This window comes from Myroides sp. TSA_177.3 (assembly GCF_052691955.1).
In genome coordinates, this window is the sequence record NZ_JBQZGD010000013.1 from 23376 (window position 1) to 36577 (window position 13202).

General features: G+C 37.4%; 11 protein-coding genes. 3 read left to right on the top strand and 8 right to left on the bottom strand.

From position 1 onward, the window contains the following. Positions 1 to 54: 54 nt before the first annotated feature. Complete coding sequence (locus tag ACUTSE_RS12485) at positions 55 to 1137, top strand: NAD(P)H-dependent flavin oxidoreductase (RefSeq protein WP_445640456.1); 1083 nt, start codon at positions 55 to 57, stop codon at positions 1135 to 1137. A 59-nt stretch (positions 1138 to 1196) separates the two neighbouring features. On the opposite strand, the gene msrB is transcribed toward ACUTSE_RS12485, so the two are convergent. Next, positions 1197 to 2288, bottom strand: coding sequence for a peptide-methionine (R)-S-oxide reductase MsrB (gene msrB / locus ACUTSE_RS12490; protein ID WP_445640457.1), 1092 nt, complete (start codon positions 2286 to 2288; stop codon positions 1197 to 1199). An 18-nt stretch (positions 2289 to 2306) separates the two neighbouring features. Further along, positions 2307 to 3206: a LysR family transcriptional regulator gene (locus ACUTSE_RS12495; RefSeq protein WP_060873489.1), complete on the bottom strand. Its 900-nt coding sequence runs from the start codon at positions 3204 to 3206 to the stop codon at positions 2307 to 2309. Between the two features lie 134 nt (positions 3207 to 3340). On the opposite strand from ACUTSE_RS12495, the gene ACUTSE_RS12500 reads away from it, so the two are divergent. Together ACUTSE_RS12500 and ACUTSE_RS12505 are read left to right on the top strand one after the other, a co-directional pair. Further along, positions 3341 to 3826: a PaaI family thioesterase gene (locus ACUTSE_RS12500; RefSeq protein ID WP_445640458.1), complete on the top strand. Its 486-nt coding sequence runs from the start codon at positions 3341 to 3343 to the stop codon at positions 3824 to 3826. A 72-nt stretch (positions 3827 to 3898) separates the two neighbouring features. Further along, on the top strand, positions 3899 to 4534 hold the full coding sequence (locus ACUTSE_RS12505) for a LysE family translocator (RefSeq protein ID WP_445640459.1): 636 nt from the start codon (positions 3899 to 3901) through the stop codon (positions 4532 to 4534). Positions 4535 to 4652: 118 nt separating this feature from the next. Here the strand turns inward: ACUTSE_RS12505 and ACUTSE_RS12510 are convergent, their stop codons facing one another. From ACUTSE_RS12510 to ACUTSE_RS12535, 6 genes are all read right to left on the bottom strand, one after another. After that, complete coding sequence (locus tag ACUTSE_RS12510; RefSeq protein ID WP_445640460.1) at positions 4653 to 5054, bottom strand: RidA family protein; 402 nt, start codon at positions 5052 to 5054, stop codon at positions 4653 to 4655. 79 nt (positions 5055 to 5133) lie between these two features. Next, complete coding sequence (locus ACUTSE_RS12515) at positions 5134 to 5940, bottom strand: AraC family transcriptional regulator (protein ID WP_445640461.1); 807 nt, start codon at positions 5938 to 5940, stop codon at positions 5134 to 5136. 97 nt (positions 5941 to 6037) lie between these two features. Next, the gene (locus tag ACUTSE_RS12520; protein ID WP_445640462.1) at positions 6038 to 7273 is read right to left on the bottom strand and encodes an MFS transporter; all 1236 of its coding nucleotides are present in this window, start codon (positions 7271 to 7273) and stop codon (positions 6038 to 6040) included. Between the two features lie 202 nt (positions 7274 to 7475). After that, positions 7476 to 8147: an ArsR/SmtB family transcription factor gene (locus ACUTSE_RS12525; protein WP_445640463.1), complete on the bottom strand. Its 672-nt coding sequence runs from the start codon at positions 8145 to 8147 to the stop codon at positions 7476 to 7478. A 1101-nt stretch (positions 8148 to 9248) separates the two neighbouring features. Beyond that, positions 9249 to 11717, bottom strand: a complete 2469-nt coding sequence (locus ACUTSE_RS12530) for a phosphocholine-specific phospholipase C (protein ID WP_445640464.1) — start codon at positions 11715 to 11717, stop codon at positions 9249 to 9251. 5 nt (positions 11718 to 11722) lie between these two features. Continuing rightward, a complete protein-coding gene (locus ACUTSE_RS12535; protein WP_445640465.1) occupies positions 11723 to 13195 on the bottom strand; it encodes a SusD/RagB family nutrient-binding outer membrane lipoprotein in 1473 nt (490 codons plus the stop codon). Positions 13196 to 13202 lie beyond the last annotated feature (7 nt).

The window sequence follows — 13202 nt, forward strand, 5'->3', positions numbered from 1 at the left end:
TTCCTTTTATTTTAACTCGTACTTTTGAGTATTAACCCCAAAAAACGAATGAAGATGTCTACGAATACTTTTAGTTGGAAAAACAACATTACCACACTTCTATCTATACCATACCCTATTATCCAAGCTCCCATGTTTGGCGTCGCTACTCCTCAAATGGTAGCTGCAGCTGGTGAAATTGGTGTTTTAGGTACGCTCCCGTTGGGCGACTTACCTGCTGTAAAATGTAGAGAACTAATTCAGCAAACAAAGCAGTTGACTTCTCATCCTTTTGCCGTTAATGTGTTTTTAAATCCCCTACCGGAACGCACAGCGGAATTAAAAAATCAATATACCCGTACAAAACAGTATTTAGAAGATTTTGCCAAGCAAGCTAATCTGGACGTTCAATTAGCAGACTATGACCAAGTGGTTTATACAGACTACCGCGATCAAGTGGATGCAATTATCGCCGAAGGTTGTCAAATCGTCAGTTTTACTTTTGGTGTCTTTGATGAGGCAACGATTGCAAAGCTCAAACAACATGGGGTTATCCTTATTGGTACAGCTACATCTGTAGCAGAAGCGCAACTATTAGAACAAAAAGGCATCGATATCATTTGTGTACAAGGCATTGAAGCAGGTGGACATCAGGGCACTTTTTTACGTGAAACGCTGCCTGAAATCGGAGGGTTATCTTTGTTAGCTAAAGTATATGAAACGGTAAAGACACCACTCATTTATGCAGGTGGATTATATAATGCTTCCACGCTCTTAGCTGTTAAAACATTAGGTGCGCAAGGATTTGCTCTTGGTAGTTTATTGATGGGATCAGAGGAAAGTAATTTAGCCGAATTTGAAAAAGAAGCTTTACGACAAGCCACTGAAGATCAATTGGTCTTAACTAAAAGTTTTTCAGGTCGTTATGCAAGAGGATTACGCAATACTTTTACGCAAAAACTAGATCATTCAGATTATATTCTCCCCTATCCGTTCCAAAATAAATTAACAGTAGGTTTCCGAATTGCGGCTAAAAAGAAGGAAGATGCACAATTTTTAAGCTTGTGGACCGGACAATCTCGTGGGCCTTATCCAAGTGCATCAATCAAAGTAATTCTCACTCAGTTAATTCAAGACGTAGAAGCGTATCAACAATAAAATACGAGATTAATTTTATTTTCTATTTTTCAAAAAGAGGGGCGAAATTATTTTCGCCCTTATTTTTTCTTTTGAAGTAAAGAGAGATAAGCTCCATATCCTGCTGCTTGCATTTCTTCTTTTGGAACAAAGCGCAAAGAAGCTCCATTGATACAATAACGCAACCCTCCTGTCTCAGCAGGTCCATCGTTAAAGACATGTCCTAAGTGAGCATCACCTGTAGTACTTCTCACTTCTATGCGATCCATGCCGTGTGATTTATCTTCTTTTTCTTCGATTAATCGCGTATTAATCGGCTTGGAAAAACTAGGCCATCCACAACCTGCATCATACTTATCTGTTGAGATAAACAACGGTTCACCTGTTGTAATATCTACATAAATTCCTTCGCGAAACTCCTTCCATAGTTCATTGCTATACGCTCGTTCTGTACCGTTATTTTGCGTTACTTCGTATTGAGTTGGAGTTAATGTTGCCTTTAATACTTCTTTTTCCTGACGTTGATACGTTTGCTCTTTTTTAGGGTTAGCCTTTCTCGCTATTTCAAATAAATCTGCACCAATATGACAATATCCTCCTGGGGTTTTATCTAAGTATTTTTGATGATACGTTTCTGCATCGTAAAAATTGCGCAATGGTTCTACCTCAACTACGATTTCTTTCGTATACTGCTTTGCTAATTCTTTAATTTTTTGTGTAATTAAAAATTCATCTGACTGATCTGCATAGTAAATCCCAGAGCGATACTGCGTTCCCACATCATTGGCTTGTCGATTTAAGGTGGTAGGGTCAATCGTCTGCAAAAATAAATCAAGTAATAACTCAAAATCAACAACTTGAGGATCATACGTTACTTTTACTGTTTCTGCGAAACCAGTTGTTCCAGTGGTAACCTCTTTATACGTTGGATTTTTCGTTTTTCCATTTGCGTAGCCCACTTCAGTAGCAACTACTCCTCTAACTTGCTGGAAAAAGTGTTCTGTTCCCCAAAAACACCCACCTGCAAAATAAATTACTTTGGTATTTTTATCTTTTCTTGTTTCCATTTCTTCCTCTGTTTTAGCTGTGTATTTACTTTGATGAAATACTGTACTATTAGCTAGTACAAGTCCACTTACAATAAGTAAAGCGATAAAAAATATTTTTTTCATTTGTTCTTTTTCTAATTGTTAAACTGTTTCATCTTCTTCCATCTGCTCTTGTAAAATAGTTAAAAATAACTGCATGGCAGGACTAATCCACTTTTGGTGATGATAAGCCGCAATCATCGTAATTGTTGGCAAAAAACCCTGTACTGGAATTTCGATAATCTTCCCTCCTTTCAATTCTTCCTCTACCACAAAATGGGGCAAATAAGAAATACCAATCTGACTCATAATGCTACGTTTTGTTGCTTCAATACTCCAAAGTTCAATATGTTGTTTAACCGCTATACTTCTCTTTTTTAATTCTTCTTTGAAAGCTTTTTGATACACTCCATTACTATCACTATTAATCAATGCGCAACCTTTCTCTTGATTCCATTGACTGAAATCCATTTCTTTTTTTGGAAACTGAGGAGAAGCCATCAATCCTACTTTAAAGTCTTTAATAGGAACCGTTTTTATTTGTGGCCCATAACCATCTACCTGGTAATGAATCCCTAAATCAATTTCATTTTTAATAATATCTCTTTGTATTTCATAACAGTTTTTGACTTTTAATTTTAAAAGTACATTTGGTGCTTTTTCAATGAATTTCTTTAATGCAGGTTGTAAAATATAGGTTACTAAACTATCCGAAACTGATATAGTTAAACTACCTTCTATTTTTGTACAATCTGTATTAAGTAATTTTATTTGTTGAACCTCTTCCTCAATACGCTTAATATGTGGAATCATTTTTAAAGCCTGTTCAGTAGGATGCATCCTTCTTCCTATTTTTTCAAACAAGGGAAAATTAAGCTCATTTTCAAGTTGTTGCATTTGATAACTAATAGCCGATAGGGAGTAATTTAATTCCTTTGCTGCTTCTTGGAAACTTTCTTTTTCAACAATTGTTTTAAAACTTTTTAATTGATGTACATCCATACTTCTAAAATATTGAAGTAAAGCTACCAAAAATTTCAATTGTTTGAAAGTATTTATCTTCCTAAATTTGGTGACAAATAAAGCTTTTTCTGTTAAAATAAATCGAATAAATTGACATACAAAAACAAACAATTATGACAAAAAACACACGTACCTATACTTGGGAAAACCCTACCACCCTTTTAGAAGAAGCAAAAAAACAAAGTGGTTATGATCTTTTAGTAAGTGTTCTCAATGGTTCATTACCACAAGCACCTGCACTCGAGACAATTCACAGTACGCTGATTGCGGTAGAAAAAGGACAAGCTGTTTTTGAATTAAAAGCAAGCGCATTTTTATATAATCTTATTGGTACTGTTCACGGAGGTATTATCAGTACAGTATTGGATACGGCTATTGGATGTTCACTACTCACTACTTTAGCAGCAGGTGAAAGCTTTACTTCTTTAGATTTAAAAGTAAATTTTCTAAAAAAAATCACCACCGAAAGCCCATTATTACATACTGAAACAACTATTATTCACCAAGGTAGAACAACAGCCTATTTGGAATCTAAACTCGTTGATGCAACAGGTGTGATTTATGCACATGCAGTATCTACTTGCCTTATTTTTAGATAGTCATTTTTTTCAAAAATACTAGCTCAACCGATTTGTTTTTACTTTCTATCACCTCCTTTTAAAACTAAGTCTATGATTCCGTTTCAAGCCTTATTGCTATTTGCTTTAGCCGCTTTAATTTTAGCTATCACTCCAGGACCTAATATGGTTTACCTAATTTCAAGAACTTTATCACAAGGCCAAAAGGCCGGGCTGATTTCTTTGTTGGGTGTGATTATTGGTTTTTTATTTCACATCGTGTTAGTCTCTTTTGGATTAACAGCTGTTCTCTTTACTATTCCTTATGCTTATACCGTATTAAAATGGACAGGAGCACTCTATTTGGTATACCTCGCTTTTCAAGCGTTAAAACCCAATGGAAAAAACATCTTTGCAGTTGAGCAAACCCTAAAAGTGGATGCCCCTAGTAAACTGTTTTCAATTGGTTTTTTAACCAATGTACTCAATCCCAAGGTCGCCGTTTTTTACTTATCACTCTTTCCTCAGTTTATTAAACCGGCCTATGGCTCTATCTTTTTTCAAAGTTTAACCTTGGGAACGACTCAATTAGTTATTAGCTTTTTAACTAATCTTCTGATTATTTTATTCGCTGCTAAACTCGCATCCTTCTTTCAAAAACAACCCTTTTGGGTTAAAATACAAAAATGGTTTATGGGGAGCGTATTGCTCTTTTTAGCTGTAAAAATGGCGCTTTCTAAAGGGAGATAGTTTTTTGGTGGACAGTAGACAGTTTATGGTACTCAGTTTATGGTACTCAGTTTACGGTGCACAGTGGACAAAGTTTACGGCCTACAAGCACTGTAAACCGTAAACCTTCAACTGTAAGCTATTTTCCCTCTTTCGCAGCCCAAATTTCAATTTCAATCGCAATTTCTGGCAATCCTAAAGCGGAAATATACGCAATAGTCATGGAAGGATAATGTTCACCAAAAACACTAATCCAAATGTGATCAAAATACTCCCAATCGATGGTTTGTGTTGCCCAAATATTCACTTTGATTACTTCTTCAGCTGTTAAGTCTTGACTTGCTAATAGGGCCTGAATATTGTCAAAAGTCAATTTTACTTGTTCATTAAAATTAGACGGAATCACGCCTTCTGCATTAATGCCAATTTGCCCTGAAAAGGTAAATAGACTAGCTTCTTTTGGAATCACAGTTACGTGTGCATATTTTCCCACAGGGTGAGGTACTGTTGCAGGGTTCATTCGAACGATTTTGTTTTGCATTTTTTATCTTTTAAAATTATACTACAAAACTAAAGGATGCGAAATCCTTAGGATTGGATAAAACCGACATCCCTAAAAATTACTCCTTTTCTCCTTTTTTCCACTCGGGAAAATTAGAGAGCTTTTCGTCTGAATGTTTCAAAAACTGCGTTGGATTATTTCCTGTAAAGGTTTTAAACTCTCGGATAAAGTGCGATTGATCATAGTAATCTTGATCATACACTAGCGTTGTTAGGGTATCAAACCCCTTGGTTTTCAGCAATTCTAAACTCGTCTGAAAACGCATAATTCGCGAGAAAATTTTAGGAGATATTCCCGCATGTTGTTTCATGAGACGTTCCAAGGTGCGCTCAGACATGTTCAATTCTTCTTGGATCTCTGCTAGCGATTTACCGCGTTGTAATAAATTGGAGGCAAATTTAGCCTTTTGATTTTCATAGCGGACAAGCTGGATTTGTCGCAACACAAAATCAGAAAGCAAGGTAATTTTATCCTCTATCGTAGAAGCATGTTGCAATTGATCCAATAAAGGAGTAGCCATAAAATCAGCTAATGCAATGGTTTGATTGGTTACATCAGAAGCATCCAATCTGAATATGCTTTTTAAAGCTGTAGGTTCGAGATACGCGCCAATAATGCGAAAAGCGCCATCAATTAATTGATTGGTATACGTTGTAAAGGCACCGTAAACATACAATTGAGGTGTATACTGTTCGTGTTCATCTCGAAATAGATTAGGCGTATCTTGGTAAATCAAAGCGGGAATCCCATCGGGTACTATTTTAAATTGCTTGCTCCCTGGTTGTTCTTCTCCACTCTCCAATACCCAAAAGTAACGGATATACCCTTGTAAAGCAGGAATGGGAAGAATTTCTTGGTAGCGCATAAATTGAGATTTACAATATCAAAGATACAGATTTACCAGGTATATTGGGAAGATGTTTGTTGAGCATTTGTTCCAATCAATAAGGCTACATTCTACCTCAACGGTTTTCTTTCATTCGGATCCACACCACAATACCTGATACAAACGTTAAGGCTCCCGCGATATGGACAGCCCACATCAAGCCGAAATAATTCCCTACAATACCAGCCATTAACGCTCCTATGGCATAGCCCATATCGCGCCAAAAGCGATAAACACCCAAAGAAGAAGCTCTCCAATTGGGATGTGCCACATCACTAACCGCAGCGAGCAACGCAGGATATACCATAGCTGTTCCGATACCCAAGAGAATAGAACCAATTAAACCCGCCGTTAAAGGATTGAAAACAGCACTTCCAATCACTAGATGTCCCAATACTTGAATAAACATTCCCCAAACTATCAAAGGTTTTCTCCCCCACTTATCAGTCAAAGGGCCTGTTACAATCTGTCCTACTCCCCAAACAACCGGATATACGGCTTTAATCCATCCCACACCTTCTAATCCTACACCCATCGAGATAAAAAGCAAAGGAAATACTCCCCAGGACATTCCATCATTTAAGTTGTTGATTAACCCTGCCTGAGAAATAGAAAACAAGTTTTTATCTTTATAGGTAGTTTCTTTAAACACCCACCACAAATTAGGTTTAGCAATTCCTTCTTTTGCTGTTTGATTGTGCTGTTTGGCTTCCAGTTGTGCAAATTGACGGGTATCTCTCACAACAAAAATAGAAAGTAGTAATCCGATAAGTGTATAAGCAATTCCCAAGTAAAAAGGCGCTGGACGCAAACCATAACGAGAAGCAATAATTCCAGTTATCAAAGCAGTTAACCCAACAGCACCATAACCAGCAGCTTCATTTAATCCCATAGCCAAGCCGCGACTTTTACTCCCCACTAAATCGATCTTCATATTTACCGTCATGGACCAAGCCAATCCCTGACTAATCCCCAAAAGAATATTCGCAAATAGAATCCAATCCCATGACGGCCCATAAGCTAGTAAAAAAGGAACGGGGACACCAATAAGCCAACCTAAAACCAATACTTTCTTGCGCGTATACTGATCCGCTAACACCCCTGAAATTAAGTTAGTAAATGCTTTGACCACGCCAAAAGCCATAATAAAAGAAAAGACAACAACGTCTGATTGAATATGAAACTCCTCTGTTCCCACCAAAGGAACAACCGTACGCTCCAATCCAACCATTCCTCCAACCATCATATTGACTACAACCAAAAGAGTAAATTGCTTCCAGTTTTCTTTTAAACCAAGTTGTATTGCCTTCATCTGTTATTTTTTCTTGTTTTGTGTTTCCCTATAGCGAATAGAAGACAAAGATAGTATTTTTTCACCACCTATTCAATAAAACTATTGAATAGATGGTTTGTAAAAGAGATTTCCTTCCTCTTTGGATCAAAACAAACAATCAGAGGCATAACAAAAAAAGCGCATGGATTCCTCCATGCGCTTCTCAGCTATTTTCAAAAATCTATTCTTCTTTTTTATTTGTAGGCAGGCCTTTTAAAGCCCATTCAGGGTAGCCTTCCTCCAAGCGAATCGCTTTAAAGCCCTTTTCCATCAGAAAAGCAACGGCTTCATCAGCATAAACGCAAAATGGACCACGACAATATGCTACAATGGTTTTTCTTTTGTCGAATGCTTTTACTGCCTCTTCTAATTGCTGCAAAGGCATTGATAGCGCTTGATGGATATGCCCTCGATTGTATTCTTCTTCTGGGCGAACATCTAGCAATAAAATCTCTTCTTCTTTAAGTAGCATTGCTAACGTATCTGCATCGATTGCTTGTAGGTTTTCATTTTGTTCTTGACGAAAATCAGTAATCACCTTTTCTACTTCTGCATTGAAATGAATCCCCAATTCACGCAAGGCAATCCACGTTTTATATACTCCATTACTCCTCAGTGAATAGTAGACAAAGTTTCCTTGTTTATTGATTTGAACAAGTTGAGCTTTTTTAAGGTTCTGCAAGTGCTGAGATGCATTCGCAATGGATTGATTGGTATAATTGGCAATCTGTTCTACGGAGAAAGGCCCTTGCGCTAATAGATCAATAATCTCCAATCGCACGGGATTTGCCATTGCTTTGGCTACTTTCGCTAACTCTGTATATACGGTGTCTTTAAATGCTCTCTTATCCACGATTAATCGTTTTTTACCACTCATCACTTGACGAATACAACAAAGATACGATATTTATGATTGCGGCTTTGGAAGGGTTGTTTTTTGTGAGGTTTGTGCTTTGCTCTTTGTGAGGTTTGTTTTTTGTGAAATCGTAAAATTTATCGTTTAAAGAAGGAACGCTGTTTTTGTGCAGTTTGCTCAGACTTTATATCTAGTTACTTGGCAAATTGCCATTTACCACTACGGGGTTTTACATCACACCACCTCATCGTCTCACCATCTTACCTTCTCACCCCCTCATCAATTGCTTTGTGAAATCGTAAAATTTATCGATTAAAGAAGGAACACTGTTTTTGTGCAGTTTGCTCAGACTTTATATCTAGTTACTTGGCAAATTGCCATTTGCCACTACGGGGTTTTACATCTCATTGTCTAACCCCCTCACCATCTAACCTTCTCACCCCCTCATCAATTGCTTTGTGAAATCGTAAAATTTATCGTTTAAAGAAGGAACGCTGTTTTTGTGCAGTTTGCCCAGATTTCTTATCTAGTTACTTGGCAAATTGCCATTTGCCACTACGGGGTTTTACATCTCATTGTCTAACCCCCTCACCATCTAACCTTCTCACCATTCCCTTTCTCTATTATTGGATGAGGTTCCTTCGATTCTCCTTCAACTCTCCTTGGAGTTTCCTTCGAGTTTTCTTGGACATTCCTTCGACAAAAGGGTGTATTTTCCTAGTATACTCCAAGGAATGTCCAAGGAATGTTCAAGGAATGCCCAAGGAATGCCCAAGGAATATAGAACAAAGGTACTGCTTATCTTTATTTTGTAAGAAGTGAATTTGCTCTTTGTGAAATCGTAAAATTTATCGTTTAAAGAAAGAACGCTGTTTTTATGAGGTTTGCCCAGGTTTCTTATCTAGTTACTTGGCAAATTGCCATTTGCCACTACGGGGTTTTACATCACACCACCTCATCGTCTCACCATCTTACCTTCTCATCACCTAACCCTTAACTTCTAACCTCCTCATCGCCTAACCTCCTCATCGCCTAACCCTCTCATCACCTTACCCTTAACTCCTAACCCTTACCCCTTAACTCCTAACCCCATAACAACTAACTCCACTTTGAAAAACTCGCCATATAAGGATCCGTAATACTACTTGCTCCATTTTCGATATGACCTGCATATTGATAAACGAAACTCGTATAGTTGACCAGTGTAATCACTACATCATACCATCCTTTGTATTTAGTATAATCTAGCTTCAGGGTATGTTCTTCGTTTGGTTTTACTGATATCTTCTGATTTTCTTTGCTGTATACAACATCTTGCACATAGAAAGTAAGTGTTTCATTTGATTTGTTTTTGAGGGCAATGGTTACAGTTTGATCGACATGCACTGTAAAATCAACAGCTACACTAGGGTCTTGTACTTTTCCTTTAAAATTTCGATAAAAACCATTGAAACTATGTACACTAAAGTTGTATCGTCCTTGTTCTAAATCCTGGCTTCCCCATTGGTACACCAAAGGTTCCTTTTCATCTACGCTGAAATTCCAATTACGACCTGTTTCTCCTTGAAACTTCTGATGAGCATATACTTGAACAGGCGCTAAATAGTCCTTATTTTTAAGCGCATTGGCGTGAACATCCAATTGCATTTTTACTCCTTTTTTATCAACTAATGCATTGACATTGATTACATAAGGCAATCCGCATGCTTTTTTAACTCCACTTTCTTGTTTAGGAAAATGTTGGAAATCATTCCAAGCTTGGTGCTGTTGTAATTCCTGCCAAGTGTAAGCATTAAAACCTTGTGGTAAATTTTTATCTCGGGCATTTAGGATACGCTCCACATACTTGTTTCGGTCAACAAAATCTAAATCCAATTTCTTCAAGTCATTAGCTGGTTGAAAAACGGATGTCATATTACTACATGTTCCTCTTCTCCACGCTGATATATTCTCTTCAATTACTTTTTTTCCTGTTTTTTTCTCGATGAAATACTCCAAAAATTGCAAGGTTGACGTTAAATCACATACTTCTGAGTTCACCCAACCTCCTCTTGTCCAAGGTGAAGCAACTACCATAGGTACGCGATACCCTAAACCAATAGGACTCGCCAGTGCACTTTTACTATCTCTGGCACGATCTTGTGCTAGCGTTACCCACTCGTCTTGTGTATCTAATTGACTAGATACTTTTCCTTGTTTTTCATCTGTACTCAATGGAGGAACAAACGGTGCGACGTGATCAAAATAGCCGTCATTTTCATCGTACGTTAGAATAAAGATAGTCTTTTTCCACACCTTTGGATTTTTTGTTAGAATATCTAATACTTCCGATACATACCAAGCGCCAAACCACGGAGCACCAGGATGATCTGAAAAATTACAAGGAGCAACTAACCAACTCACCATAGGCAATTGATCTTCTGCAACATCTTTTCTGAATTGATACAAGATATCTCCTTTGGGAACAGCTACCTTTTTGGTTTCTCCATTCTCTTGGTATTCTATTTCTTCTATTTGGTGATAATCAGGATCAGCCGTATTGGTTGTAAAAGCTTTTTTGTGAATTTGCTGTTCAAAATCCGATAATTGAGCAAATGCAGCTTCACCATGTTCTGCTAGGTATTTTTCTAATGCTAGGCGTTCTGTTTCAGCTTTTTGCAATGCTTCTCCAGCTAGCGTACCATCCGTTATCTGTTGTGTTAAGCGTTTCAATTCTAATGCTTTGAATTGAATATGAGCCTTGTGAAAACGAACATTATACTGCTTGTAAAACTCTAAGTTATTATCTGTAAAATTAGCCAGCCACGATTCTTCCATATCCGTAAACCCTACAGGTACACTCAATTCATTTTGGTATACTTTCCAAGAGATATTATTTTCTTCCAATCGCTCGGGATAGGTTTTCCAACTCACATCTTTGTAGTTGATTTGCCCGTTGTTGACATGAGCAATAGAATTGGGATCACGTGGATTTTCTCGAATTGCTCCTGCCCAAAAATACGATCGATTGGCGCTTGTTCCCGTTAGGGACGAACAAAAGTGTTGATCACAAACTGTAAAAGCGTCTGCAAAAGCATAGTAAAACGGAATATCTTCTCGCGTAAAATACCCCATGGTTAAAGGCATGTGCGCGTATTCTTTATTTCCCGGTTTTTTCGCAATCAACCATTGATCCATTTTACCGTCATTTCTCGCTTCCACCATATCTTTCCAGCTATGCGGTAAGCTCCCCATCCAGGTGATTTTTGTATTTTCAATATCCAATCGAAAAGGACCATATATCGTTTTATTTTGGTCTGTTTGAAACCAAACAGGCAACTGATTAGACTGTCGAATTACGCGAGGATCATTAAACCCACGAACACCGCTCAACGTTCCATAACAATGATCAAAAGAGCGATTTTCTTGCATCAAGAACACCACATGCTCTGCATCGAGAAAAGTCGTTCCTGGATCTGCTTCAATACTCAATGCGCGTTGAATTGACGATGGCATTGCATTTAGAACCGTCATCCCTCCCATAAAAAGGGATGACGTTTTAATAAAATCTCTTCTAGTTGTACTCATCTCTCTTATTTTAACCACCAACTAATTCCTCTAATATTATCTGAACCGCTAAACTGGCGATCTAACGCTTCTTGCAAATGTTTTTGATTTCGGTTGTACTCTGAACTTGGGTATTGCCATCTCGTTGGAGCAGTAACGCCTTGTTGTAGTTTCAAAGCTGGAAATCCTGTACGCAAATAATCAAAATAAATACTCATTCCCGCTTGATGAAACATAATCAAATACTTTTGCGTCAAGATTTGTTTTAGTTGGGTTTGCAAATCCCCTCCTTGGTAACTTACCTTAGGCTGTTGCACATATTCCTCGTATTTTTCCGTTGTAAAATAGTTACCTAAACCTTTAGCATATTGAGCATAATACTCAAAATTCCCTTTGATTCCCTTCAGGTAAAATTCTGCTGCATTCCCTGCAATCCACCCTCTAGCCGATGCTTCTGCTAAAATGAATTGCAATTCGGCATAGCTCAAAATCACATTGGTTTCATTGGTTGGATCTTGATAGTATCTGCTTTTTACTTTAGAGATATTTTTACTTTGTACTAATTTTTCATTCTCAGCATAAGGTACCGTAGGGTCTCCTCCGTTGTATCCATCGAAATTATCCTCAGCCAATCCTTGCTCCAAAGCTGAAGCGGTACGTTGAGCAAATGCAAATAATCTCGGATCTTTCAATTCTTTCAACAAATCAATAAAAGTACTTGACATATACATACTTGATCCGTATGAGCTTGAGTTGAACTGAGGATAACGGCTTCCTGCTTGATCAAAGAAAGTAAGCTGCCCATTATCTGCATTATCCATCATCAAGATTCCTTTTTGATAGATTTCATTAAAGCGTTGAGCCACATCAATTCCGCCTACTTTTTGCTTTTTAGACAAAGTCAACAACACTTTTAATTTATAAGATTCAATCAATTTTTCCCAGCGATTTAAATTGCCATTGTAAATGATATCACCTTGAATTGAACCTTCTTTTTTCAATGTTTTTGACGCTTGTTCTAACTCCTCTAAAATTCCCACAAACACAGCTTCTTGTGTGTCATATTTCGGAAATTGGATGCTTCCTTCGCCTTGCAAAGCTTCTGAGAAAGGGATATCACCAAACGACATGGTTAATTCATAAAAGAAATAAGCTTTTAAAAAATGTCCAATTGCAAGATATTCGGTCTTTCCTGTACGAGTAGCCTCGTCCATCATTTTTTGGGTTTGCATCAAATCTTTATAGCGATCAAATCCTTTACTTCCCCATTTCAAATACTGATAGGTGCTTTCTCCATCCGTTTGTATAATCATACGAGAAGCGTACTCTTTATCTATATTTTGTAATGAAAAAGCTGTTTTTTCAACTTTTGTTAGCAATAAATAAGGATCTGCCTCCTTGATTTTATTTGGATCTTCATTCAATTGATCTAAATCGTGACATCCCACTACGGTTAATGCCAAAGTAATTGCGTATAGTGTTTTTAAGTATTTTTTCATGACTCTC

Excerpts from the sequence above, each read along its gene's own strand:
- msrB (WP_445640457.1), bottom strand. The coding sequence starts at position 2,288 with ATGAAAAAAATATTTTTTATCGCTTTACTTATTGTAAGTGGACTTGTA.
- ACUTSE_RS12535 (WP_445640465.1), bottom strand. The coding sequence starts at position 13,195 with ATGAAAAAATACTTAAAAACACTATACGCAATTACTTTGGCATTAACC.
- ACUTSE_RS12500 (WP_445640458.1), top strand. The coding sequence starts at position 3,341 with ATGACAAAAAACACACGTACCTATACTTGGGAAAACCCTACCACCCTT.
- ACUTSE_RS12520 (WP_445640462.1), bottom strand. The coding sequence starts at position 7,273 with ATGAAGGCAATACAACTTGGTTTAAAAGAAAACTGGAAGCAATTTACT.
- ACUTSE_RS12485 (WP_445640456.1), top strand. The coding sequence starts at position 55 with ATGTCTACGAATACTTTTAGTTGGAAAAACAACATTACCACACTTCTA.
- ACUTSE_RS12510 (WP_445640460.1), bottom strand. The coding sequence starts at position 5,054 with ATGCAAAACAAAATCGTTCGAATGAACCCTGCAACAGTACCTCACCCT.
- ACUTSE_RS12530 (WP_445640464.1), bottom strand. The coding sequence starts at position 11,717 with ATGAGTACAACTAGAAGAGATTTTATTAAAACGTCATCCCTTTTTATG.
- ACUTSE_RS12515 (WP_445640461.1), bottom strand. The coding sequence starts at position 5,940 with ATGCGCTACCAAGAAATTCTTCCCATTCCTGCTTTACAAGGGTATATC.
- ACUTSE_RS12505 (WP_445640459.1), top strand. The coding sequence starts at position 3,899 with ATGATTCCGTTTCAAGCCTTATTGCTATTTGCTTTAGCCGCTTTAATT.
- ACUTSE_RS12495 (WP_060873489.1), bottom strand. The coding sequence starts at position 3,206 with ATGGATGTACATCAATTAAAAAGTTTTAAAACAATTGTTGAAAAAGAA.